Consider the following 24,480-nt stretch of genomic DNA (forward strand, 5'->3'; position numbering starts at 1 on the left):
CAGGCCGTCAGGCCGTCAGGCGGGCGATCGCGTCCTCGACCGGCAGTTCCTCGCGCTCGCCGGTCCTGCGGTCCTTCAGTTCCAGCACGCCCTCGCCGGAGCGGCGGCCGGCGACCAGGATCTGCGGGACGCCGATCAGCTCGGCATCGGTGAACTTCACGCCCGGGGAGACGCCGGCCCGGTCGTCGACCAGGACGCGGACGCCCGCGGCGGCCAGCTTCTCGGCGACGTCGAGGGCAAGCTCGGTCTGCAGGGCCTTGCCGGCGGCGACCACGTGCACGTCGGCCGGGGCGACCTCCTTGGGCCACACCAGGCCCTTGTCGTCGGCGCTCTGCTCGGCGATGGCCGCGACGGCGCGGGAGACGCCGATGCCGTAGGAGCCCATGGTGACGCGGACCGGCTTGCCGTTCTGGCCGAGGACGTCGAGCTTGAGGGCGTCGGTGTACTTGCGGCCCAGCTGGAAGATGTGGCCGATCTCGATGGCACGGTCCAGCTTCAGGCCGGTGCCGCACTTCGGGCAGGGGTCGCCCTCCTGTACCACGACGACGTCCACGTAGTCGTCGACCTCGAAGTCACGGCCGGCGACGACGTTCTTGGCGTGCGTGTGCTCCTTGTTGGCGCCGGTGATCCAGGAGGTGCCCGGCGCCACGCGCGGGTCGGCGATGTACTTGACCTTCTCGCCCAGGCCCTGCGGGCCGACGTAGCCGCGGACCAGGTCGGCACGGCCGGCGAAGTCGGCCTCGGTGACCATCTCGACCACGGCCGGGGCGAAGTGCGCCTCGACCTTGTCCAGGTCCACCTCCCGGTCGCCGGGCACGCCGACGGCGACGATCTCGCCGTCCACCTTCACCAGCAGGTTCTTCAGCGTGGCGGAGGCCGGGACGCCGAGGGAGGCGGCCAGGGTCTCGATGGTCGGGGTGTCGGGGGTCGGGATCTCCTCCAGGGCCGGCACGGCCGAGCCGTCCACCGGCTGGAGCGCGTACGTGATCGCCTCCGTGTTGGCGGCGAAGTCGCAGTTCGGGCAGTCGGCGAAGGTGTCCTCGCCGGCCTCGGCCGGGGCCAGGAACTCCTCCGACTTCGAGCCGCCCATCGCGCCGGCGGTGGCCGCGCAGATGCGGTAGTCGAGGCCGAGGCGCTCGAAGATGCGCTGGTAGGCCTCACGGTGCAGGGCGTACGACTGCGCGAGCCCCTCGTCCGCCAGGTCGAAGGAGTACGAGTCCTTCATCAGGAACTCGCGGCCGCGCAGGATGCCGGCGCGGGGGCGGGCCTCGTCGCGGAACTTGGTCTGGATCTGGTACAGGATCACCGGCAGGTCCTTGTAGGACGTGCACTGGTCCTTGACCAGGAGGGTGAAGATCTCTTCGTGGGTGGGGCCGAGGAGGTAGTCGCCGCCCTTGCGGTCCTTGAGGCGGAACAGCTCCTGGCCGTACTCGTCCCAGCGGCCGGTGGCCTCGTACGGCTCGCGGGGCAGCAGGGCGGGGAGGGTGACCTCCTGGGCGCCGATGGCGTCCATCTCCTCGCGGACGATCCGCTCGACGTTGGAGAGGACCTTCTTGCCGAGGGGCAGCCAGCTCCAGATGCCGGCGGCCGTGCGGCGGACGTAGCCGGCGCGGACGAGGAGCTTGTGGCTGAGGACCTCGGCGTCCGCCGGGTCGTCGCGCAGCGTCTTCGCCATCAACTGGGACATGCGCTGGACCGGTGCGTTCGCCATGATTCTCGTACTCCTGCCGGGAAAACGGTGATGGCAAGGAGGTTAGCCGGGCTTGCTGCGGGGGCGGAAATCGGTTAGTGCCTGCGGAGGGGCAGGCGGGCACCCATCACCGCGTACGGCTTCGGCGCGCTCGGAAAGTGGACCTGGCGGGCGAGGTCGACGTACCCGAGGGAGAAGTAAAGGCCACGGGCGGGGCTGTCGGTGTCGATCGCGGAGAGGATCGAGCGGGGTTCGGTGGCGGTGTCGGTGATCGTGGTGATGAGCCGCCGCCCGATGCCCCGGTTCTGGTGGTGGGGGTGGACGTGCAGCTCCGTGATCACGAAGGAGTCGTCCAGCCAGAAGTCGTTGCCGTTGGCGCGCAGATACGGCTCCACCACGGTGGACCACCAGTGGGTGCGGGAGTTGGGCATGCCGTACACGAAGCCCACGAGGTGATCGCCCACCGTGGCACCGAGGGCCCGCGCGCCCGGGAACTGCATGTGACGCTGGACGATCTGCCGGCGTACGGCGACCTCGTCGGGGCCCAGTCCGAAGGCTACGGCCTGGACGGCCAGGGCCTCGTCGACGCGGGCAGCGAGGTCCAGGGAACCGATCACGAGGTCCATGCCCGGGAGCGTACAGGGGGCTCAGAACAGGACGCTCATGAAAGCGCCCACCTCCTGGAAGCCCACCCTGTGGTACGTCCGCCTCGCCGCCGTGTTGAAGTCGTTCACGTACAGGCTGACGACGGGCGCCACGTCCCCCAGGGCGTAGCGCAGGACGGCCGCCATCCCCGGTGCCGCCAGGCCCCTCCCCCGGTGCTCGGGAGCCACCCAGACGCCCTGGATCTGGCAGGCCTGGCTGGTCGCCGCGCCGATCTCCGCCTTGAAGACGACCTTGCCGTGCTCGTCGAGGCGGGCGAAGGAGCGGCCGGAGCCGACGAGTTCGGCGACGCGGGCCTGGTAGAGCAGGCCGCCGTCGCCGGCCAGCGGCGATACGCCGACCTCCTCGGTGAACATCGCCACGCAGGCCGGCATGATCGTCTCCATCTCGTCCTTGCGGACGCGGCGGACGTAGGGGTCCGGGGCGATGTCGGCGGGCATGCGGTCGGTGACCATCAGGGGCTGACGGGGGCGGACCTCGCGGGCGGGGCCCCAGTGGGGTTCCAGCAGTCGCCACAGCGCGGCGGTGGAACCGGCGGGACCGACGATGGAGGAGCAGCGGCGGCCGGCCCTTCTCGCCCGGTCCGCGAAGGCGCGGACGGCGCGCGGGGTGGCGCAGACCGGGACCAGGTTGGCGCCCGCGTAGCACAGGGACGTGAGCATGCCGTCCTCGTACCAGCCCCACATCTCGCCGCCGAGGCGCCAGGGGTCGAGACCGGCGACCTGGACTCGTGAGGTCACGAAGGCGTTCGCGACCGGCTCGCGGCCGAGGATGGCGAGCGCGGCGTCAAGGTCGCTCGGTTCGAGCACCCGAGAGGTGGTCTGGGTCAACACGTGCGGGGCCTCACCCTGGGGTTCTGCTGGTCCCGGCACTTTACCTCGTGCGATTGGGCGGCGCCTCGGGGTGAGGAAAGGGGGCCTACCTGCGAAGGAGCTCCCGGCGCAGCTCTTCCTGGGCCTCTTTCCGGGCCTCGGGCGGGCACAGCAGTACGACGTCGAAGGTGATCTTCTCCTGTCCCGGCAGCTCGGGCCTTCCGGCCCAGAACGTCATGGCGTCGTTCAGGGCGCGCCAGAGGATCTTGCGTTCCTCCAGGGCTTCCGAGAGCACGGCGTCGGCGTCATCGATGGTGACGAGGAAGTGTGCCGCCTTGAGCCAGTGGAGATCGCACAGGCAGTCCCGTAGGGCGTCCCAATTCCAGCCGAAGTAGCCGGGGAGGCGCAGCGCCTCGTAGAACTGGGTGAACACCCCGTCGGAGTCGCGCATCTCCCGGCCCTGCATCCGGGCGAGTGGATCAAGCCGGTGCGCGGGAGGGCGAGGGTCAGGGGGATCGTGGAGTCGGCCGGGGCAACGTGGATCTCGGCTTCGCCCCATGCCCACAAGGCGATCCGCCCGGCACACGGAAAGCTCCACCAATGAAATCGACGGTCAATTCCATCACGTCGAGGATGGGGTAGCCGGACTTCAGGTAGCCGACCACATTGCCTACCGGGTACTTGCCCGCACCCGATTCAGGTCGAGGCAGGAAGCCGCCCCAGGATTGTCAATACCCCGGATCCATTTCCTGGTAAAAACCGATCAACTTCATCATCTGCCCCGGGCCGAGCAGCGGATTGGTGCCTACCCTGTCCGTGGGTGCCCTTACGGTGACGCCCATTTCGTTGGCTATCTGTTGGGCGATGCCTGAGCTGTCCGCCCCGGAATGACACACCATGAGACGGAGCGGCCCGCCGCTGGATGGCTGAGCCCCGCCATCCAGCGGTGACGGGACTCACGAAAGCCGGAAAGATCAGCCGGCCACGGACACCGACGGCTCGCCGGAGGCCACGCCGTCCTGTTCCATCTGCTCGGCCAGCTTCATGGCCTCCTCGATGAGGGTCTCCACGATCTTGGACTCGGGGACGGTCTTGATGACCTCGCCCTTGACGAAGATCTGGCCCTTGCCGTTGCCGGAGGCGACGCCGAGGTCGGCCTCGCGGGCCTCGCCGGGGCCGTTCACCACACAGCCCATGACGGCCACCCGCAGCGGGACCTCCATGCCCGTGAGGCCCGCGGTGACCTCCTCGGCGAGCTTGTAGACGTCCACCTGGGCGCGGCCGCAGGACGGGCAGGAGACGATCTCCAGGCCGCGCTGGCGCAGGCCGAGCGACTGGAGGATCTGGAGGCCGACCTTGACCTCCTCGACGGGGGGAGCCGAGAGGGACACGCGGATGGTGTCGCCGATGCCCTGGGACAGCAGCGCACCGAAGGCCACCGCCGACTTGATCGTGCCCTGGAACGCCGGGCCCGCCTCCGTCACGCCGAGGTGGAGCGGGTAGTCGCAGCTCTCGGCGAGCTGGCGGTAGGCCTCGATCATCACGACCGGGTCGTTGTGCTTGACGGAGATCTTGATGTCCCGGAAGTCGTGCTCCTCGAAGAGGGACGCCTCCCACAGCGCCGACTCGACCAGGGCTTCCGGCGTCGCCTTGCCGTACTTCTGGAGCAGGCGCCTGTCCAGGGAGCCGGCGTTGACGCCGATGCGGATCGGGGTGCCGTGGTCCTTGGCGGCCTTGGCGATCTCCTTGACCTTGTCGTCGAACTGCTTGATGTTGCCGGGGTTCACGCGGACCGCCGCGCAGCCCGCCTCGATCGCGGCGAAAACGTACTTCGGCTGGAAGTGGATGTCCGCGATCACCGGGATCTGGGACTTGCGGGCGATGGTCGCGAGGGCGTCCGCGTCGTCCTGGGTGGGGCACGCCACGCGGACGATCTGGCAGCCGGAGGCCGTCAGCTCGGCGATCTGCTGGAGGGTGGCGCCGACGTCGGACGTACGGGTCGTGGTCATCGACTGGACCGAGACGGGCGCGTCTCCGCCGACCGCCACGCTTCCGACCTGGATCTGCCGGCTCTTCCGGCGCTCGGCGAGCTTGGTCGGAACGGACGGCATGCCGAGAGAAATCGCAGTCATCTGCTGTGCAACCCCAAGTCGTGGATCAAGGTCCGGTCCCGTCTACGGTCGGGCTCCAGGCTTCGAGATTACGGCACGGGCCCAGGCGCCAGCACATCCCACCCGGCAAACCCACTCGATGGAAGGCGGCCCGAAAGATCCTCCTCCGGGCCGCCGAGAACGTCGTACGACTACGAGATGTTCACCGGGTTAACCACGTCCGGACCGTCTTGGGCGCTCTGGGCAGCTTCAGCGTCGAGCGTCGTACGGATGGCCAGCTCCGGCGCTGCCGCGTGGCTCAAGACTGATGTGCCCACCCCCTCCTCATCGAGGAGCTTCACGATCTCCGGCCACACACCGTCCGCCAACCACGTGCGCTGCCTCCAGCGGACCTTCTCAGGCGCACCGAACCGGTCTGGAAGGTCGCGCCAAAGGATTCCTGTGCGCAGGCGGTGCAGCATCCCCGTGAGCGCTGCTCGCAGATCCAGAGGTGAGCGAAAGTGGTGCGCCCGGTACCTGGAGCGGAGCAAATCCACGTGTACGCCGACCAACTCGATCAGGCGGCGTTGCTCGGAGGGCGAGAGCGACCGAATGTCCGGAGCAGCTGCCTCCAGAACAGCCGTGCGCCAGGCATCCGCGTTGCACAGGTTCTCCAGTTCGCTCAGCCAGTTCCGCGCGTGGGCCAGGATCCGTTCGAAGACTCTCCTCCACCCGCGCTCCGGCATCCTCGATCTGCCAGATGCAACGCCAGATGGCCGCCTCCGTTCGCCCCAGACGGTCGAGACGATGCACGAGGACTAGATTCACCTGCCCCGTGGAGATGTCGCCAAGGAGTGCCTTCAGACCAGGACGCGAGTCCGTCGAGCCTGACTCACCCCTGTCCTCACGAACTCTCTTCTGCTCCGCGGTGGAGACCCGCATGTATGCAACGACAGCAACGGTCTCCGTGTCCTTGACCTTGTCATCTGCGTGCGGCGCAGTACCTTGCTGCATGTCAGTCCCTTCGAGACTGGCCAGGCCCCAGCGCACCGCTGGGGTCACCCATGAGCAGCCAGAACGTACGAAGTCCGCCTCTCCGTCGTACGAAAAAGCCGCGCCCTTCACCCGTGTGAGTTACACGAGTGAAGGGCGCACTCTGCGGCCATCGTGACAGAGAATGATCGGTTGCTAGCTGATCTTGACTGGATTAACGACATCCGCAATCAGGACGAGGACGGTAAAGCAAACAAAGATCCCCGCCACCACGTACGCCACCGGCATCAGCTTCGCCACGTCGAACGGGCCCGGGTCCGGGCGGCGCAGCACCCGCGCCACGTTCCTCCGCAGCGCCTCCCACAGCGCGCCCGCGATGTGTCCGCCGTCGAGCGGGAGCAGCGGGAGCATGTTGAACAGGAACAGCGAGAGGTTGAAGCCGGCGAGCAGCATCACGAACATCGCCACCTGCTGGGAGGCGGGGATGTCGAGGGCGGCGATGTCGCCGGTGATGCGGGCGGCGCCGACGATGCCCACCGGGGAGTCCGGCTGGCGCGGGGCGTTGCCGAAGGCCGCGTCCCACAGGGCCGGGATCTTGGCGGGCAGTGCGGCGAGGGAGTCGACGGCGTCGCCGACCCGGTCGGTCATCCAGGTCACGGACTGGCCGAAGTCCTGGTGGACGACGCCGGTGGCGGCGCTGAAGCCGAGGAAGCCGGCCTTGACGTACTGGCCCTGGACGTACTGGCCGCTGGAGTCCTTCTTGGCGACCAGGTTGGTGGCGATCTTGGCGTGCAGGGTGACCTGCCTGCCGTCACGCTGGACGACGATCGGGACGGTCTTGCCGGCGCTGTCCCTGATCAGGTCCGACAGGGTGTTCCAGTCCTTGGTCGGTTTGCCGTCGAAGGAGACGATCTTGTCGCGCTTCTTCATGCCGGCGGCCTCGGCCGGGGAGGCCAGGTCGGACTTCTTGCAGCTGTCGCGGTTCTCGCTCTGCGCGATGACGCAGGGCGAGACGGAGGCGACGGTGGTGGTCTGCTGCTGGATGCCGAAGCCCATCAGGACCGTGAAGAACAGGGCGATCGCGAGGATCAGGTTCATGAACGGGCCCGCGAACATGACGATGACGCGCTTCCACGGCTTGCGCGTGTAGAACATGCGCGTCTCGTCGCCGGGCTGGAGCTCCTCGAAGGCCGCCGAGCGGGCGTCCTCGATCATGCCGCGCCACGGGGAGGTGGAGCGGGCGGAGACGCGGCCCTGGTCGTCGGGCGGGAACATGCCGATCATGCGGATGTAGCCGCCGAGCGGGACCGCCTTGATGCCGTACTCGGTCTCGCCCTTCTTCCGCGACCAGACGGTCGGGCCGAAGCCGACCATGTACTGCGGGACGCGGATGCCGAAGAGCTTGGCCGTGGACAGGTGCCCCAGCTCGTGCCACGCGATCGAGACGAGCAGGCCCACCGCGAAGACCAGTATGCCGAGGATGAACATCAAGGTCGTCATGCACGCGCCTCCGCGGTCGCCGTCGTGGCTGTGAGTTCACGGGCCCGGGCGCGGGCCCAGGTCTCCGCTTCGAGGACGTCCGACACGGTGAGTGAAGTTCCCGTGGCCGGGGTGCCGTGTTCCTCGACCACCCGGGTGACGGTCTCCATGATGCCGTTGAAGGGCAGCGCGCCGGTGCGGAATGCCTCGACACACTCCTCGTTGGCCGCATTGAACACCGCCGGCGCGGTCCCCGCGAGCCGCCCCACGTGCCGGGCGAGGTTCACCGAGGGGAAGGCCTCGTTGTCCAGCGGGAAGAACTCCCAGGTGGAGGCCTTGCTCCAGTCGAAGGCGGGCGCCGCGTCGGGAACGCGTTCGGGCCAGCCCAGACCGATGGCGATGGGCCCGCGCATGTCGGGGGGCGTCGCCTGGGCGATCGTGGATCCGTCGGTGAACTCGACCATCGAGTGGACATACGACTGGGGATGCACGACCACCTCAATGCGGTCGAAGGGAATGTCGTAGAGCAGGTGTGCCTCGATGACCTCCAGGCCCTTGTTGACCAGGGTCGCGGAGTTGATCGTGATCACCGGGCCCATCGCCCAGGTGGGGTGGGCCAGGGCGTCCTCGACGGTGACGTGCGCCAGGTCGGCCTTCGTACGGCCCCGGAAGGGCCCTCCGGACGCCGTGACGACCAGCTTCCGTACGTCGGCCCTCGTCCCGCAGGCCAGCGCCTGGAAGAGCGCGGCGTGCTCGGAGTCGACCGGGATGATCTGGCCCGGCTTGGCCAGCGTCTTGACCAGCGGCCCGCCGACGATCAGCGACTCCTTGTTGGCGAGCGCCAGAGTGTGGCCGGCCTCCAGGGCGGCCAGGGTGGGCGCGAGGCCGATGGAGCCGGTGATGCCGTTCAGCACGGTGTGGCAGTCGGAGCCGGCGACCTGGGTTGCCGCGTCCGGTCCGGCGAGGATCTCGGGCAGCGGCTCGCCGGGGCCGTACTCGGCGGCGAGCGCCTCGCGCAGGGCGGGTACGGCGTCCTCGCGGGCGATCGCGACGGTCCGCACCCGCAGGCGGCGCGCCTGCTCGGCGAGGAGGGCAATGCGGCCGCCGTTCGCGGACAGGGCGGTGACCCGGAACCGGTCGGGGTGGCGCAGCACGAGGTCGATGGCCTGGGTGCCGATGGATCCGGTGGAGCCGAGGATCACCACGTCCTTGGGGCTGTCGCCCGCGAGGGGGTCGTAGACGAGGTGCGGATCGGCGAGGGGTGCCGGATGAGCGGGGCTGTCGGTCATCCCCCCATTGTTGCCGCAACCGGTGACCGACAGGACAGGGCGTCCCCCGGGCGGGTGCGTGAACGTCTTTCGTCGCCGGATGGAGGGTTTTTCCGTTGTCAAGGCGTGGTGAAGATCATATTTCTGAAATCGCGCACTTTCGGCCGCCGGTGATGGCATCCTTCCCGTGGCGCCCTTCGCGAAGGGCGCGCACAACTGGGGGAACAACAGGGGGAGGAACATCACCTTGAACCGCATGCGTACGACCGCGGCCGCGCTGGCCACCGCCGGTGTGCTGGCGGCCACTCAGCTCGCTTTCGCCGGGGGCGCGGCCGCCGCCACCCGGGCTCCGCAGAGCACCGGCTGCCCGATCAACATCGTGTACCCGAGCCGCTTCTACATCGACTCGCACGGCTGGGTCACCAACGGGGGCCTGTACTTCGGCATCAAGAGCAAGACGGCCACGAGCTTCAAGAAGGTCACGTTCAGCGTCACGAACGTCAAGAACCTCCGCTTCGGCAAGGCCAAGCCCACCGGCGGCAGGATCACCCACAACTCGACCACCTCGGTGTCCGTCTACGCGGGGACGTTCAAGGGCAGGGCGAGCCTGGGCATGAGGATCCCCACGCACCTGCTCAACACCCGCAGCTACCAGCTGAAGTTCACCCTGCACGGCTCGGGCTGGAACTGCGCCGTGAACCAGGGCACCTGGGGCAACTGACCCGCCCCGGGGCCCCGGTCGACAGGCGGGAGAGCGGCTCAGTCCCCGAAGGGGCGGCGCTCGCTCTCCCGCGTGGAGGCGCCGGGGGTCGCGTCGGCGATCCACGGGCCGTCCCCGGACGGATCGACGACGCCTTCCTCCAGCCAGGTGTAGGCCCCGCCGAGCACGCCCTTGACCACCTTGCGGTCGAGGGCGTCGGTGTTGGTCCACAGCCGGTCGAAGAGTTCCTCGACCCTGATGCGGGCCTGCCGGCAGAAGGCGTCGGCCAGCTGGTAGGCCTCGCGGCCGTGGTCGTCCCGGCTTCGCAGCAGCTCGGCCCGGACGCAGGCCGCGCTCATCGCGAACAGCTCGGCGCCGATGTCCACGATGCGCCCGAGGAAGCCCTGCTTGGTCTCCATCCGGCCCTGCCAGCGGGACATGGCGTAGAAGGTGGAGCGGGCCAGTTTGCGGGCGGTGCGCTCGACGTAGCGCAGATGCCCGGACAGGTCGACTCCGTTCTTGAACTGGCCGTACGCGGTGGGCAGTTGCCCGGGCCCGGCGACCAGTTTGGGCAGCCACTTGGCGTAGAACACGCCCGCGTTCGCGCCCGCCTTCGCCTTGTCGGACAGGGACTTGTCGGGGTCGATGAGGTCACCGGCGACCGAGAGGTGGGCGTCGACGGCCTCGCGGGCGATCAGCAGGTGCATGATCTCCGTGGAGCCCTCGAAGATGCGGTTGATGCGCAGGTCGCGCAGGATCTGCTCGGCCGGAACCGCGCGCTCGCCGCGTGCCCTGAGGGACTCGGCGGTCTCGTAGCCGCGTCCGCCGCGGATCTGGACCAGTTCGTCGGCCATCTTCCAGGCCATCTCGGAGCCGTAGAGCTTGGCGAGGGCGGCCTCGATGCGGATGTCGTTGCGGTCCTCGTCGGCCATCTGCGAGGAGAGGTCCAGGACGGCCTCCAGGGCGAAGGTGGTGGCCGCGATGAAGCTGATCTTGGAGCCGACGGCCTCGTGCAGCGCCACCGGCTTGCCCCACTGCTCGCGCTCCGCCGACCACTCGCGGGCGATCTTCAGGCACCACTTCCCGGAGCCCGCGCACATCGCCGGCAGCGACAGCCGGCCGGTGTTCAGGGTGGTGAGCGCGATCTTCAGACCCGCGCCCTCCGGGCCGATCCGGTTGGCGGCCGGGACCCGCACCTGGTGGAAGCGGGTGACGCCGTTCTCGATGCCGCGCAGGCCCATGAAGGCGTTGCGGTTCTCGACGGTGACGCCCTCCGAGGTCGCCTCCACCACGAACGCGGTGATGCCGCCCTTGTGCCCCTCGGACTTCGGCACCCGCGCCATGACGACGAGCAGGTCGGCGACCACCCCGTTGGTGGTCCACAGCTTCACCCCGTCGAGGACGTAGGTGTCGCCGTCCGGTACGGCCGTGGTGGCGAGGCGGGCCGGGTCGGAGCCGACGTCCGGCTCGGTGAGCAGGAAGGCGGAGATGTCGGTGCGGGCGCAGCGGGGCAGGAAGGTGTCCTTCTGCTCCTGGGTGCCGAAGAGCTTCAGCGGCTGGGGTACGCCGATCGACTGGTGGGCGGACAGCAGCGCGCCGACGGCGGGGCTGGCGGAGCCGACCAGGGCGAGGGCCTTGTTGTAGTAGAGCTGGGTGAGGCCGAGACCGTCGTACTTGGGGTCGATCTTCATGCCGAGGGCGCCGAGTTCCTTCAGACCGGTCACGACCTCGTCGGGGATGCGGGCCTCGCGCTCGATGCGGGCGGAGTCGATCGTGGACTCGCAGAACGCGCGCAGCTTGCCGAGGAACTCCTCGCCGCGCCGGACGCTCTCGGGGTCCGGGAGCGGGTGGGGGTGGATGAGGTCGAGCCGGAAGCGCCCGAGGAACAGTTCCTTGGCGAAGCTGGGCTTGTGCCAGTCCTGCTGCCGGGCGGCCTCCGCCACCCGGCGTGCCTCGCGCTCGGTGACGTTGGTGCGTGACTTTGGGGGGGCGGACATTGAGGCTCACCTCGCCGCGAAGAGGGATGAATTGGACCGTTCGTTACCGACCAGTGCTACTGGATCGTTGGTACCCGAAACGGGCCGACCCCACCACCCCTCGCGCGTCCATCCGGCCGAAAGCCCGGCCGGATACCCGTCGCGCGGGTGTGTACTGGTTCCCCGGCGCGCGCCTCGTACCACCGCCCGGGAAAAACTGTCGAAGCGCTTCGACAACCTATGGACACCCCGCCCCGGCTGAGGCTAGTGTCAATCTCACTCTCACTCACCCCCGTAGGCAACGCGCAGTAGTCGAAGCGCTTCACAAAGCTTGGAGCACGGATGGTCACCCTTGCCGAGGTCGCCCAGCACGCCGGAGTCTCGGCGAGCACGGTGAGCTATGTCCTCAGCGGCAAGCGGTCCATCTCCGCGACCACCCGGCAGCGGGTCGAGCAGAGCATCCGGGAACTGGGCTACCACCCCAACGCCGGCGCCCGCGCCCTGGCCGGCAAGCGGTCGAACATCATCGCGCTGATGATCCCGCTGCGCACCGACATGTACGTGCCGGTGATGATGGAGATCGCCATCGCGGTGGCCACCACGGCCCGCACCCACGGCTACGACGTCCTCCTCCTCACCGGGGAGGAGGGGCCCGACGCGGTGCGCCGGGTGACCGGCAGCGGTCTCGCCGACGCGATGATCCTGATGGACGTCGAGCTGGAGGACCAGCGGCTGCCGCTGCTCAGGCAGACCGACCAGCCCTCGGTGCTCATCGGCCTGCCCGCCGACACCGACGGTCTGACCTGCGTGGACCTGGACTGGAGTGCGACGGGCGCGCTGTGCGTGGAGCATCTGGCGGCGCTCGGCCACCGTGACATCGCTGTCATCGGCGAGGCCCCGGCCGTCTACGAGCGGCACACCGGATTCGCCGAGCGCACCCTCGACGGACTGCGTTCCCGGGCCCGCGAGACGGGCGTACGGGTACTGCACCGCCCGTGCGACGGCGGCTACGACGCGATGGCCGTGACCCTGGCCCGGATCCTCGACGAGCGCCCGGCGACGACCGGGTTCGTGGTGCAGAACGAGTCGGTGGTGGAGCCGCTGCTCGCGCTGCTGCGCCAGCAGGGCCGGGCCGTGCCGGAGGACGTGTCCGTGGTCGCGGTCTGCCCGGACCAGGTCGCCGTGCAGGCTTCGGTCCGGCTGACCTCGGTCGCCATCCCGGCTCAGGAGATGGGCCGGTACGCGGTCGAGCACCTGGTGGCCAAGCTGGACGGGCGGGGCGGCGACGAGGTCGTGCTGATCGCGCCCGAGCTGACGGTACGGGCGAGTTCGGGACCGGCGCCGGCCGCGTCCTGACGTACCTTCCCGTGGCTCCGGTGCGCCCGGGGCACGGCTCTGCCTGCCTTGACCCTGTCCGCACTGCTTCAGGAGCACGCCGTGAACCAGCACGCCGTCGCACAGCCCAAGGTCAGCCTCGCCCAGTCCTCCCCCACCGTCGGCACCTTCCGTGAGCTGGACGGGGCGCTGGAGTGGAGCGGCCGTCAGGAGACGGTGCGGATCGAGCCGTGGGGTCCGGACGCGGTCCGGGTGCGCGCCCGGCTCGGCGGCCCGGTGCTGGAGGGGCTCCCGGGCGCGCTCCTCGACTCCCCGCCCGCCCGGGACGCCGGGGTCGAGATCGGTGGCGGCGCGGCGCGGCTGACGGTCGGCGCGCTGACCGCCGAGGTGAGCGCCGGGGGCCTGGTCCGCTTTCTGCGCACCGAGGACCGTACGGAGCTGCTCGCCGAGGAGCGGGCCCACTTCTGGTGGCCGGGGCCGCGGCTGTACACGGCGGTCGGCCACGGCCACCACCGCCTCGAGCAGCGGTTCGCCGCCTACGAGGGCGAGAAGCTGTACGGCCTGGGCCAGCACCAGCACGGGCGCCTGGACCAGAAGGGCCTGGTGCTGGACCTGGTGCAGCGCAACGCCGAGGTGAGCGTCCCGGTGCTGGTGTCCAGCCGGGGCTACACCCTGCTGTGGAACAACCCGGCGATAGGCCGGGTGGAACTGGCGGGCAACGGCACCCGCTGGGTAGCGGACTCGGCCCGGCAGATCGACTACTGGATCACGGCGGGCACGCCGGCCGACGGGCAGCGCTCCTACAGCGCGGTGACCGGGCGCTCCCCGATGCTGCCGGAGTGGGCGGCCGGCTTCTGGCAGTGCAAGCTGCGCTACCGCACGCAGGGCGAACTCCTCGACGTGGCGCGGGAGTACAAGCGCCGGGGCCTGCCCCTGTCGGCGATCGTGTGCGACTTCTTCCACTGGACCCACCTCGGCGAGTGGCGGTTCGACCCCAAGCAGTGGCCGGACCCGGCGGCGATGGTCCGCGAGCTGGAGGAGCTGGGGGTCAAGCTGGTGGTGTCCGTGTGGCCGTCGGTGTCGCCGCTGTCGGAGAACCACCAGCTCATGGAGCAGCGCGGCTATTTCATCGGCACCCAGTACGGCCCGATGGCGCACGCCGACTGGCCGGACAAGGAGGTGGCGTCCACGGTCCAGGTGGCCTTCTACGACGCCACGAACCCCGAGGCGCGGCAGTTCGTCTGGTCCCGGGTTCGCGACAACTACCTTGTTCCGTACGGAATTTCCGCCTTCTGGCTGGACGCCTGCGAGCCGGAGCTGAAGCCGGGCTTCCCGGAGAACCTGCGCTACTGGGCGGGCCCGGGTCCGGAGGTCGGCAACCTCTACCCGCGCGAGAACGCCCGCACCTTCCACGAGGGCCTGCGTGCCCGGGGTGAGGAGGTCATCACCCTCAACCGGTCGGCGTGGGCGGGCAGTCAGCGCTACGGCGCGGCCCTGTGGTCCGGTGACATCGGCACCGACTTCGCGACCCTGCGCCGCCAGATCGCGGCCGGCCTGAACACCGCACTGTCCGGGATCCCCTGGTGGAACACCGACATCGGCGGCTTCCACGGCGGCGACCCGGACGACCCGGCGTACCGCGAGGTGATGGTCCGCTGGTTCCAGTTCGGCGCGCTGTCCCCGCTGATGCGGCTGCACGGCTTCCGGGACCCGGGCATGCCGCTGGGCCCGGAGATGACGGGCGGCCCCAACGAGGTGTGGTCGTACGGCGAGGAGGCCGGCGCGATCCTGGAGAAGTACCTGCGCCTGCGCGAGCGCCTGAGGCCGTACGTCCTCGGCGTCATGCGGGAGGCCCACGAGGAGGGGCTGCCGGTGCTGCGCCCGCTGTTCCTGGAGTTCCCCGACGACCAGGCGGCCTGGTCGGTGGACGACGCCTACCTCTTCGGCCGGGACCTGCTGGTCGCCCCGGTGCTGACCGCCGGCGCGACCGCCCGGACGGCCTACCTTCCGGCGGGCGCCCGCTGGACGGACGCGTGGACGGGTGAGACGTACGAGGGCGGTACGGCGGTGACGGTGGACGCGCCGCTGGACCGCATCCCGCTGTTCCTGCGGGACGGGGCGGAGCTGCCGATCGCGGAGTGAGCGCTGAAGTTGGCCGGCCCCACACGGGACCGGCCCCGCTCCTGCCCGCTAACTGCTGCTGACATTCTCGCTGTTGACGGTGAAGTCCAGTCCGCCGGCGGAGGAGGTGATCTCGAAGCCGAACTGGAGGTCACCGATGGTCACGTCGCCGAACCAGCCCTTGGTGTTCTTGATCCACTTCAGGATCGGCAGGATGTTCACCGTGCCCGAGCCGGCGTTGGAGCTGCGGACGAAGGAGAAGACGTCGTTGGAGCCGTTGTTGCCCTTGTAGACGGTCCAGGTGGAGCCGCCGAGGGTGAGGGTGCGCTGGGAGGTGCCGAGCGGGCCGACGGCGCCGGTCTTGTTGACCCAGAGCATGATCTCGTACTTGTAGTTGGTGTCCCAGATGTCGTACGCCGTCTCGTAGGCGCCGGACGACGGGACGGTGACGTTGTAGCTGCTGGTGAGCGACGACAGCGAGCTGATCGACTTGTTGATCACCTTCTTGGCGTTGGGGTAGGACTTGATGCCGCCGGTGTTCGGGTGGTTCGCCCAGACGCCCCAGTTGGTGCCGGAGTTGGCCCAGATGCACTGGCTGCCGGCGCCGGAGCCCCAGATGTCGTTGTAGAGGGTGTAGCCCTTCAGTGTGGTGCTGCCCCACTGGTCGCAGGAGCTCCAGACGGCGGCGGAGGCGGGGGCCGAGGCGAGGCCGACGGTGGCGCCGAGGGCGAGAGCGGGGGCGATCAGGGCCTTGGCGATCCTGCTGAGCGTGCGTGTTGCCATGGCGTCCCTTCCATGGGTGGGGGGATTCCTGGGATTTCTTCGGTCACCGCGGCCCCAGGGTGAGGACGCGGTCTCCTCCGGCGACGAGGTCGAGCGGTGCGGCACCGGAGGAAGTCCGCAGGTCGATCCGGTGGGTGCGGCCGGGGCGTACGACGGCCCGGGCACCCTCCGGACTCCAGCGCAGGTCGATCTCCGCACCGAACCGGGTCCGCACACCCCGGAGTTCGCCGTACAGGCAGTCCTCCGGGGCAGCCGGCAGCAGAACGAGCCGGTCCGGGGTGGACTGCACGAGCATCTCGATCAGGACGCCGGGCAGGGTGTGCGCGGCGTCCGCGTTGTAGACGTCCCGGTGCGGATAGTGGGCGCTCATCAGGGAGACGTGGAAGAAGTCGCCCTCCAGGACCTGGCGCAGGGCGTGGGCGGCGCGGGCGGCGTCCCCGAGCCGGGCGGCGACGAGGGCGTGGTGCAGATGACCGTGGGCCGAGTCGTTCTCGGCACCGCGCAGTTGAAGGGCCCGGTGAGCAGCGGCCGCCAGGTCCGGGGTGTCGTGGGGGTTGATCTCCTCCAGGGGCCGGACGCCGTAGAGGTGGCTGAGGTGGCTGAGGTGGCGGTGGTCGTAGGTGTCGTCCAGTCCGATCCTGCACCAGCGCCCCGTGCTGCGCGCCCAGCGGATCACGTGGATCGGGATACAGATCGACGGAGACGACGTCCTCCTCCGCCGCCCAGCGCCAGGCGTCCTGGCCGATCCACAGCGGCATGAAGTTGGTGGTCACCGGGGATGTGCGGGGCGTACCGGCGGACGATGTCCCGCTCCGCGGTGAAGCACTCCAGGAGCATGTCGGAGGTGAACCGCCGGAAGTCCAGCACCTGGGCGGGGTTCTTCAGATAGTGCGCGTGCCGCGCGGGCAGGATGCCGTCCCACGTGTCGTACGCCTGGCTCCAGAAGGCGGTGCCCCAGGCGGCGTTGAGGGCGTCGAGGGTGCCGCACTTCTCCCGCAGCCAGCGGCGGAAGGCGGCGGCCGCCTCGTCCCCGTGGTCGAAGGTGCAGTACTCGTTGTTGATGTGCCACACGGTGAGGGCGGGGTGGCTGCCGTAGCGGGCGGCGAGGTCCTCGGTGATGGCGGCGGCGTAGCGCCGGTAGGTGGCGCTGGAGTGCGAGAAGTGCTGCCGGCCGCCCCACCACTCGGTCCGCCCCTCGGCGTCGCGGGGCAGCGTGTCCGGGTGCAGCCGGCCCATCCAGGGCGGCGACGCGGCGGTCGGGGTGGCGAGGACGACCCCGATGCCGTTGTCGCCCATGAGGTCCATCAGCCGGTCGAGCCAGCCGAACTCCCGGGCGCCCGGCTCGGGTTCGAGCCTGGCCCAGGAGAAGACGCCGACCGTGACGGAGTTGACCGACGCCTCCTTCATCAGCCGGACGTCGTCCCGCCAGGTCTCCTCGGGCCACTGCTCGGGGTTGTAGTCGCCGCCGAAGAGGATGCGGCCCCGGGTGACGTAGGCGAGGGTCTGTGTCATGCGGGCTCCCCGTACTGGTAGGTGTTGTCGTTGCTGCGGAGCCGAGTCCTGGCCCCCTTCAATGCCCGCCGGTCACCCCTTCACCGCCCCCGTCAGCATCCCCTTCCTGAAGTGCTTCTGGACGAACGGCGACAGCACGGCCACCGGCAGCAGGGCCATCACCATGACCGCCATCTGCACCGCGAGACCCGACAGCTCACCGGTCTTGATGGCCTGGCCCAGCCCCGTCGGCGCCTGCTGCTTCTGCACCAGCTGGATCATGACGTTCTGCAGCGGCATCTTGTCCTGGTCGTTCAGGTACAGGGACGCGTTGAACCACGCACTCCAGTACCCGACCGCGTAGAACAGCGTGCTGACCGCGAGTACCGCCCTCGACAGCGGCATCACGATCTGCCAGAGGATCCGGAAGTCCCCCGCGCCGTCGATGCGCGCGCTGTCGATGAGTTCCTGCGAGATGCCCATGAAGAACCCGCGCAGGACGAGGATGTTGAAGACGCTCACCGCGCTCGGCAGGATCAGGGCCAGGTAGCTGTCCATCAGGCCCAGGGACTGCACCAGCAGGTACGTCGGGATCAGGCCCGCGCTGAAGAACATCGTCGCCAGCAGCAGCATCAGGAACCAGCGGTGGCCCAGGGAGCCGGTGCGCGAGAGGCCGTAGGCGCACAGCACGGACACCGTCATGGAGAACAGCGTGCCGACGAGGGTGACCAGGATGCTGATGGCCGCGGCCCGGGTGACCTGGCCGCCGCTCAGCAACTCCCTGTACGCGACGAAGGTGACGCCCTTCGGGATCATGACCAGACCGCCCGCCTGGTCGATCGCCTTCCGGGAGGACAGGCTGGTGACGATCACGATCCAGAGCGGGAAGAGGATGCCGAGGCAGGCCAGGGTCAGGACCAGGCCCTTGCCGGCCACCCCCGCCCTGTTCGGCTGCTCCTCCCATACCGGGCGCGGCGGCGCCGCCCATCGCGAGGGTCTGCTCGTCGGCTTGTCGAGAACGGCCGTCACTTCCTGTACACCCCCTGCTCGCCCATGAGATGGGCCACCTTGTTCGCGGCGAGGACCAGGCCGAGGCTGACCACGCCCTTGATCAGACCGGCGGCGGCCGCGTAGCCGAAGTCCTGGTTGCGGACGCCGTTCCACCAGACGAAGGTGTCGAGGACCTCCGCCGCGCCCGGCCCTACGGCGTCGCGTTGGAGCAGGATCTGCTCGAAGCCGACGGTCAGGGCGTCGCCCACCCGGAGTACCAGCAGCAGCGCGATCACCGGGCGCAGCGCGGGCAGCGTGACGTGCCACATGCGGCGCCGGCGGCCGGCGCCGTCCATCGCGGCGGCCTCGTACAGGTCGGGGCTCACCGAGGCCAGCGCGGCCAGGAAGATGATGATTCCCCAGCCCGCGTCCTTCCAGATCCCCTCCGCCGTGACGAGGAACTTGAAGGTGGACGGGTCGGTCATGATGTCCAGCCCGTTGTACCCGTTCCGGCGCAGGAGTTGCGACAGGACGCCTGCACCGCCGAAGAGTTGCTGGAAGACGGAGATGACCAGCACCCAGGAGAAGAAGTGCGGGAGGTACAGGACCGCCTGGGCGAACGCCCGCACCCTCGGCCGTACCACGCTGTTGATGAGCAGCGCGAGCAGGATCGGGACCGGGAAGAACAGCAGGAGCTGCAGGAAGAACAGGACCACGGTGTTCTGAACCGCGTTCCAGAAGGCCGAGTCGGCGAAGATCCGCTGGAAGTTCTCGATGCCGGCCCAGGGGCTGTGCAGCATCGAGACGACGCCGTTGTCGCTGATGTAGGGGTCGTAGTCCTGGAACGCGACGATGTTGCCGAGGATCGGCAGGTAGTTGAAGAGCAGGAGCAGCAGGATTGCCGGCAGCGTCATCAGGATCAGGACACGGTCGCGTCCGAATCTGAGGCGCAGGCCCATCTTCCCGGTCCTCGTCCTCTTCCGGTTCTTGCGCGTTCCGGCGGCGTCACCGGAGGTCACCGGGGCCTTCCCCGCCCTGTCGTCTGCCTCGGCCCTGCTGCGAGGCACCGTGCTGTGGGACACGGCCTTCTCCTTGCCTCGGTGTCTCGCCTCAGCCGGCCGCCGTGCCGCTGTCGTCGAGGAGCTTCTTGTACCAGTCGCGCAGCTTGTCGCCGCCCTTGCTCTTCCAGTCGGAGACGGACTGCTGCATGTCGCTGATCTTCTTGCGGCCGCGGGTGATGTCGTCCTCCAGCTGCTCGAAGTCGTTGCCGAGGTTGGTGTAGCGGGACGGCTCGGTGATCATCTGGCCGTAGAAGCTGGACTTCTTGGTGAAGGCGCCCATCCGTTGCTGCCACTCGACCTGGGCCCTCGCGACGTCGGGGAAGTCGGGGTGGGCGATGGTGGCGGCGGGGCTCGCGACCATGACGTAGGCGTTGAGGACCTCGTTGTTGCCCTGGGTGGTCTTGACGGGCACTCCGTTCCTGACGGTGTAGTCGGCGCCCTGGACGCCGTAGTTGGTGAGCATGTACTCCTTTGTGCCGTACGGCGCGGCGGTGACGTCGGCGACGGCCAGCACGTCACGGATCACGGACTCGGAGGCCTTCTTGTTGACGAAGGCGAAGATGCCGGCCGGCTGTTCGGCCCACAGCTGCGGGTTGCCGCCGTCGTGGCCGAAGACGTCCAGGCCCCAGATCCTGAACTGCGCGTTCCGGGTGGCCTGTTCGGCGGTGCGGCTCCACCACTGGGAGATGTTGTTGGGGTAGATCAGGAACTCGCCCGCCGCGAACTTGGGGCCCGGGTCGGGGGCGTTCTTGCCCATCCTGGCATCGGGGTGGACGACCCCGGCGGCGAAGAGTTTGCGGGTCCACTCCAGCGCTTCGAGGTACTCCTCGGTCTCGATGCGGTTGATCAGCTTGCCGCCGGCGAGGTTCCAGCCGAGCGGCTTCTCGCTGCCGGAGAGCACGCCGAAGGCCTGGAAGGCGGTCCACTTCATGTCCATGCAGGCCCAGCGCCTGGCCTTGGCGTTGGTGATCTCCTTGGCGAGGGACATGAACTCGTCCGCCGAGCGCGGGACCTGGTAGCCCTCCTTGTCGAAGATGTCCTTGCGGTAGAGGGGCACGATGCCGGTGACGTACGGGGAGGGCTGCGGCAGTCCGCGCAGCTTGCCGCCGATGACGCAGCGCTGCCAGGCGTCGGTGGGGACGGCCGCGAGGTTCGGGTACTCCTTGACCGCGTCCCCGGAGAGATAGGGGCCGAGGTCGGCGAACTTGCCGATGATGGCAGTGGGGATCTTGCCGCCCATGTTCCAGCTCGGGACGACCACCACGTCCGGTACGTCACTGGAGGCGAGGACCGCGCCGAGCTTCTGGTCGTAGGTGTTGCCGTCCTGGTTCTGCCAGACGACGTCGACGCCGATGAGGTCGTTCATCGCCTTGTAGTAGGCGTTGCCGCCCTTGGGCGGGGTGCCCCAGAACGGCGACATGACGGTGACCTTGCCGCCCTTGCCCAGCTTCTCGGGAACCGAGGTCTTCAGGGTCGCGAGGTCGAGCTTGCCGGTGAAGCCGATCGCCGAGCCGTTCTTCGCGGGGATGTCCGGGGTGACCACGTTGTCCGCCACGTAGGACGGCAGCAGCCTCTTGGCGCCCTTGCCGGCGGAGGAGCCTCCGCCCGACCCGCTGTCCGGACCTCCGCAGGCCGTGAGCAGCGGCATCCCCCCGGCGACCGCCGCGGCGGCGACCGCGGTGGAGGCGAGGAAGCTCCTGCGGCTGGGGGAGCTTCTCCGGCTGGGCGCGGAGGATGCGGAGGCGGCGTTCGGCGTCATTGCGTCAACCCTTCATGGCGCACCAGGACACCCGGCGGTGGCCGTCGGCTGCGGTGTCTCGAGTGGATCTGGCTGAGCGGAAGCGCGCTTCGACGGAGGCGGAAGCCCATCGACGTGAACGTCGAAGCGCTTCGATGTTCTGCGAGGTTAAGTGAACGCCTGAGGGCGCACAAGGGTCGCTCCCAAGATTCCCCGAATGCGCCACACAAGCCGCCAGGGTCCATGCCCCTTGGGAAGTCGCCGAGATGCGCGCCGACTTCAGGCACGGCACCTTGACACCCCACCCTCGATCCCAGAGCATCGAAGCGCTTCGAAAGCTTTGCGTCGCTCCATTCTGCAAGGGGAACCACTCGTGACCGTTGACTCGCCGTCCACGCCGCCCTTCCGTGATCCGCAACTGCCGTTCGCGAAGCGCGTCGACGACCTGCTGGCACGGCTCACGCTGGACGAGAAGGCCGCCCTCCTGCACCAGTTCGCGCCCGCCGTGGAGCGCCTGGGCGTCGCCGCCTTCCGCACCGGCCAGGAGGCGCTGCACGGCGTCGCCTGGATGGGGCCGGCGACGGTGTTCCCGCAGGCCGTGGGACTGGGCGCAACCTGGAACCCGGAGCTGGTGCGTCGGGTCGGCGAGGCGGTGTCCAAGGAGGTGCGCGCGATGCGGGCCCGGGACGACCGGGTCGGCCTCAACGTCTGGTCGCCGACGGTCAATCTGCTCCGGCATCCGCTGTGGGGCCGTAACGAGGAGGGCTACTCGGAGGATCCGAAGCTGACCTCGGCGATCGCCACGGCGTACACGCACGGTCTGCGTGGCGACCATCCGGTGTACTGGCGCACGGCCCCCGTCCTCAAGCACTGGCTGGCCCACAACAACGAGACGGACCGGGCCACCTGTTCGGTCTCCGTCCGGCCGCGCGTGCTGCACGAGTACGATCTGCGCGCTTTCAGGGAGACCGTCGAGGCCGGTGCGGTGGCCGGGGTGATGCCGGCCTACAACCTGGTCAACTGCCGCCCCAACCACCTCTCCCCCCACCTGCGCTCCGAGCTGCGCACCTGGACCGACGACGACCTGCTGGTCTGCTCGGACGCGGGCGCGCCCTCCAACCTGGTGGACGCCGAGCACTACTTCGACACCCACGAGGAGGCCACCGCGGCCGCCCTGCTGGCGGGCGTGGACAGCTTCACCGACCACGGGACGGACAGCTCGCAGATCGTCGGAAGGGTCGAACGCGCCTATGAAAGCGGCCTGTTGACGGAGGCGGACATCGACACCGCCGTACGCCGTCAGCTCTCCGTCCGGTTCCGGCTCGGCGAGTTCGACCCGTGCTACGACCCGCACGCCGGCACCGGCGAGTTCGACACCCCGGCGCACCGGGCCCTCGCCCGGGAGGCCGCCGAGCAGGCGATCGTGCTGCTGAGGAACGAAGACGACCTGCTGCCCCTGGCCGCGGACACCCGGATCGCGGTGGTCGGCCTGCTCGCCGACGAGTGCAAGCTCGACTGGTACAGCGGCAGTCTGCTGCACCGCTCCACTCCTCTGGAGGGCCTGTACGAGCGGTTCGGTGCGGACCGGGTGGAGTTCGCGGAGGGTGTGGACCGCGTCCGGCTGCGCACCGCCGCCGGCGCCTTCCTGCAGGTGGCGGCCTCGGAGGCGCCGGACGGGGCGCGCGGCGCCGAGGGCGCCCTGGATCCGGCCCTGCTGCGTGGCCGCACCGATCTGCCGCCACTCACCGTGGACGCCGTCGGCACCGAGTTCGCGCTGGTGGACTGGGGCGAGGGCGTGCTGACCCTGCGCGCGCCCGACGGCCGGTATCTCTCGGTCGCCGAGGACGGCTTCGTACGCGCCGCCGCCGACCAGCCGGGCGGCTGGGTGGTCCAGGAGACGTTCCGCCTCGTACCGCACCGCAGCGGTCACCTCCTCACACACCTGGGCACGGGTCGTCATGTGCGGGTCGCCGCCGACGGCGTGAAGGTTGCCGAGGCCGGGGCTTCCGGCGACCTCTTCGAGGTGATCACGGTCGAACGGGGCGAGGAGGCCGTGGCCCGGGTGGCCGAGCGGGCGGACGTGGTCGTGGTGGTCGCGGGCAACGACCCGCACATAGGCGGCCGCGAGACCGAGGACCGTACGACCCTCAGGCTGCCCGGGCACCAGCGGCGGCTGCTGCGCGCGGCCCGGGCCGCGAACCCGCGCACCGTGCTGGTGCTGACCTCGGCCTGTCCGTACGCGGTGGACGTGGCGCGGCTGCCGGCGTTGCTGTGGACCGCGCACGGCGGCCAGGCGGCGGGCACGGCCCTGGCCCGCACCCTGGCCGGCGACGTCTCCCCGGCCGGCCGTCTCCCCCAGACCTGGTACGCCTCCGACGCCGATCTGCCCGACCTGCTCGACTACGACATCATCGACGGCCGGCAGACCTACCTCTACTTCGAGGGCACCCCGCTCTTCCCCTTCGGTCACGGCCTGTCGTACGCGTCCTTCGGCTACGCCGGCCTCGCGGCCCGCGTCGAGGACGGCTCGGTGCGTGTCTCGTGCACGGTGACGAACACCGGGGACCGGGTGGCGGACGAGGTGGTGCAGCTCTACGGCCGGGCCGCGGACCCGTCGGTGCCCCGGCCGCGCCGCGAGCTCCTGGCCCACCGCCGGCTCACCCTCGCCCCGGGCGAGACGATCCCGGTCTCCTTCGAAGTCCCGCTGACCGCCCTGGAGTTCTGGGACGTGGCGCAGGGCTGCCGGCGTCTGGAGGACGGGCCGTACGACCTGTTGCTCGGCGCGTCCAGCGAGGACATCCGGCTGCGCACGACCGTGCACGTCGACGGCACTGCCCCGGCGCCGCGCGCCGTCCGGCAACGCGGCCTGGCGGCGGCCGACTTCGACGAGCAGTCCGGCATCGCGATCGTGGACCGGACGAGGACGGCGGGCGACGCGGTGACACCGGCGCACGGCGGCACGGCCGAACTCGTCTACCGCTCCTGCGACTTCGGTACGGGGGTGGACGAGGTGACGGCGCAGGTGGCGGGCGAGGGCGTGCTGGAGGTGTCCCTGGACGGCGGCCCGGTGCTGGCCACCCTGGCACCGGCCACCCCCACCGCAGGCGTCTACGCCTACACCACCCTGGGCGCCGCCATCGCCGCCGCCGGCGTGCACGACGTCCGCCTCAGGCTGCGCGGCCCGCTGCGGCTCGCGCACGTCGGCTTCTCCGGTTGAGGGTCCGGATCAGCCGACGACGGGAAGGGGCCCGACACCGAAAGGCAGCGGTGCCGGGCCCCTTCTGCAGGCT

The 24,480-nt window shown here is 69.7% G+C and carries 17 protein-coding genes and 3 pseudogenes; 4 read left to right on the forward strand and 16 right to left on the reverse strand.

From position 1 onward, the window contains the following. Positions 1–7 precede the first annotated feature (7 nt). From ACWGJ5_RS28820 to dxr, 9 genes and pseudogenes are all read right to left on the reverse strand, one after another. Entirely contained in the window at positions 8–1,711 is a 1,704-nt protein-coding gene (locus ACWGJ5_RS28820) for a proline--tRNA ligase (RefSeq protein ID WP_453312572.1), read from the reverse strand. 74 nt (positions 1,712–1,785) lie between these two features. Beyond that, positions 1,786–2,316, reverse strand: coding sequence for a GNAT family N-acetyltransferase (locus ACWGJ5_RS28825; RefSeq protein WP_453312573.1), 531 nt, complete (start codon positions 2,314–2,316; stop codon positions 1,786–1,788). Between the two features lie 21 nt (positions 2,317–2,337). Continuing rightward, positions 2,338–3,186, reverse strand: coding sequence for a GNAT family N-acetyltransferase (locus ACWGJ5_RS28830; protein WP_453312574.1), 849 nt, complete (start codon positions 3,184–3,186; stop codon positions 2,338–2,340). An 85-nt stretch (positions 3,187–3,271) separates the two neighbouring features. Beyond that, positions 3,272–3,616: a barstar family protein gene (locus tag ACWGJ5_RS28835; RefSeq protein WP_453312575.1), complete on the reverse strand. Its 345-nt coding sequence runs from the start codon at positions 3,614–3,616 to the stop codon at positions 3,272–3,274. Between the two features lie 523 nt (positions 3,617–4,139). Beyond that, positions 4,140–5,297 carry a flavodoxin-dependent (E)-4-hydroxy-3-methylbut-2-enyl-diphosphate synthase gene (gene ispG, locus ACWGJ5_RS28840; RefSeq protein ID WP_228623087.1) on the reverse strand — a complete coding sequence of 386 codons (1,158 nt, stop codon included), beginning with the start codon at positions 5,295–5,297 and terminating at the stop codon, positions 4,140–4,142. Positions 5,298–5,467: 170 nt separating this feature from the next. Then, positions 5,468–6,001, reverse strand: a complete 534-nt coding sequence (locus ACWGJ5_RS28845; RefSeq protein ID WP_453312576.1) for a transposase — start codon at positions 5,999–6,001, stop codon at positions 5,468–5,470. 43 nt (positions 6,002–6,044) lie between these two features. Then, a pseudogene (locus ACWGJ5_RS28850) lies at positions 6,045–6,269 on the reverse strand (recombinase family protein); the annotation flags it as partial. Between the two features lie 174 nt (positions 6,270–6,443). After that, the gene (locus ACWGJ5_RS28855; protein ID WP_453312577.1) at positions 6,444–7,748 is read right to left on the reverse strand and encodes a M50 family metallopeptidase; all 1,305 of its coding nucleotides are present in this window, start codon (positions 7,746–7,748) and stop codon (positions 6,444–6,446) included. Beyond that, positions 7,745–9,016 carry a 1-deoxy-D-xylulose-5-phosphate reductoisomerase gene (gene dxr / locus ACWGJ5_RS28860; protein ID WP_453312578.1) on the reverse strand — a complete coding sequence of 424 codons (1,272 nt, stop codon included), beginning with the start codon at positions 9,014–9,016 and terminating at the stop codon, positions 7,745–7,747. Before dxr ends, ACWGJ5_RS28855 begins: the two co-directional genes overlap by 4 nt. Before the next feature lie 235 nt (positions 9,017–9,251). Here dxr and ACWGJ5_RS28865 point away from each other — a divergent pair, with 235 nt between their 5' ends. After that, positions 9,252–9,716 carry a hypothetical protein gene (locus tag ACWGJ5_RS28865; RefSeq protein ID WP_453312579.1) on the forward strand — a complete coding sequence of 155 codons (465 nt, stop codon included), beginning with the start codon at positions 9,252–9,254 and terminating at the stop codon, positions 9,714–9,716. Between the two features lie 38 nt (positions 9,717–9,754). On the opposite strand, the gene ACWGJ5_RS28870 is transcribed toward ACWGJ5_RS28865, so the two are convergent. Beyond that, on the reverse strand, positions 9,755–11,692 hold the full coding sequence (locus ACWGJ5_RS28870; protein ID WP_453312580.1) for an acyl-CoA dehydrogenase family protein: 1,938 nt from the start codon (positions 11,690–11,692) through the stop codon (positions 9,755–9,757). Positions 11,693–12,013: 321 nt separating this feature from the next. Between ACWGJ5_RS28870 and ACWGJ5_RS28875 the strand changes: the two genes are divergently transcribed. Together ACWGJ5_RS28875 and ACWGJ5_RS28880 are read left to right on the forward strand one after the other, a co-directional pair. Continuing rightward, the gene (locus ACWGJ5_RS28875; RefSeq protein WP_453312581.1) at positions 12,014–13,027 is read left to right on the forward strand and encodes a LacI family DNA-binding transcriptional regulator; all 1,014 of its coding nucleotides are present in this window, start codon (positions 12,014–12,016) and stop codon (positions 13,025–13,027) included. Between the two features lie 81 nt (positions 13,028–13,108). Beyond that, positions 13,109–15,148: a glycoside hydrolase family 31 protein gene (locus tag ACWGJ5_RS28880; RefSeq protein ID WP_453312582.1), complete on the forward strand. Its 2,040-nt coding sequence runs from the start codon at positions 13,109–13,111 to the stop codon at positions 15,146–15,148. A gap of 48 nt (positions 15,149–15,196) precedes the next feature. Here the strand turns inward: ACWGJ5_RS28880 and ACWGJ5_RS28885 are convergent, their stop codons facing one another. The 6 genes and pseudogenes from ACWGJ5_RS28885 to ACWGJ5_RS28910 form a co-directional block, all read right to left on the reverse strand. Beyond that, on the reverse strand, positions 15,197–15,910 hold the full coding sequence (locus tag ACWGJ5_RS28885) for a glycoside hydrolase family 12 protein (protein WP_453312583.1): 714 nt from the start codon (positions 15,908–15,910) through the stop codon (positions 15,197–15,199). A gap of 43 nt (positions 15,911–15,953) precedes the next feature. Further along, positions 15,954–16,550 (reverse strand): annotated as a pseudogene (locus tag ACWGJ5_RS28890) (glycosyl hydrolase family 95 catalytic domain-containing protein); the annotation flags it as partial. Beyond that, positions 16,519–17,422, reverse strand: a pseudogene (locus ACWGJ5_RS28895) (beta-galactosidase); the annotation flags it as partial. The pseudogenes ACWGJ5_RS28890 and ACWGJ5_RS28895, both read right to left, overlap by 32 nt. 72 nt (positions 17,423–17,494) lie before the next feature. Then, the gene (locus ACWGJ5_RS28900; protein ID WP_453312584.1) at positions 17,495–18,430 is read right to left on the reverse strand and encodes a carbohydrate ABC transporter permease; all 936 of its coding nucleotides are present in this window, start codon (positions 18,428–18,430) and stop codon (positions 17,495–17,497) included. Then, the gene (locus ACWGJ5_RS28905; protein ID WP_453312585.1) at positions 18,427–19,473 is read right to left on the reverse strand and encodes an ABC transporter permease; all 1,047 of its coding nucleotides are present in this window, start codon (positions 19,471–19,473) and stop codon (positions 18,427–18,429) included. The genes ACWGJ5_RS28900 and ACWGJ5_RS28905 overlap by 4 nt, the downstream gene beginning before the upstream one ends. Positions 19,474–19,501: 28 nt before the next feature. Further along, complete coding sequence (locus tag ACWGJ5_RS28910) at positions 19,502–21,211, reverse strand: extracellular solute-binding protein (RefSeq protein ID WP_453312586.1); 1,710 nt, start codon at positions 21,209–21,211, stop codon at positions 19,502–19,504. Positions 21,212–21,563: 352 nt separating this feature from the next. On the opposite strand from ACWGJ5_RS28910, the gene ACWGJ5_RS28915 reads away from it, so the two are divergent. Further along, positions 21,564–24,407 (forward strand): glycoside hydrolase family 3 C-terminal domain-containing protein, encoded by a 2,844-nt coding sequence (locus tag ACWGJ5_RS28915; RefSeq protein WP_453312587.1) that lies wholly within the window; start codon positions 21,564–21,566, stop codon positions 24,405–24,407. The last annotated feature ends 73 nt before the right edge of the window (positions 24,408–24,480 follow it).

The organism is Streptomyces sp. NPDC054783, assembly GCF_053611725.1.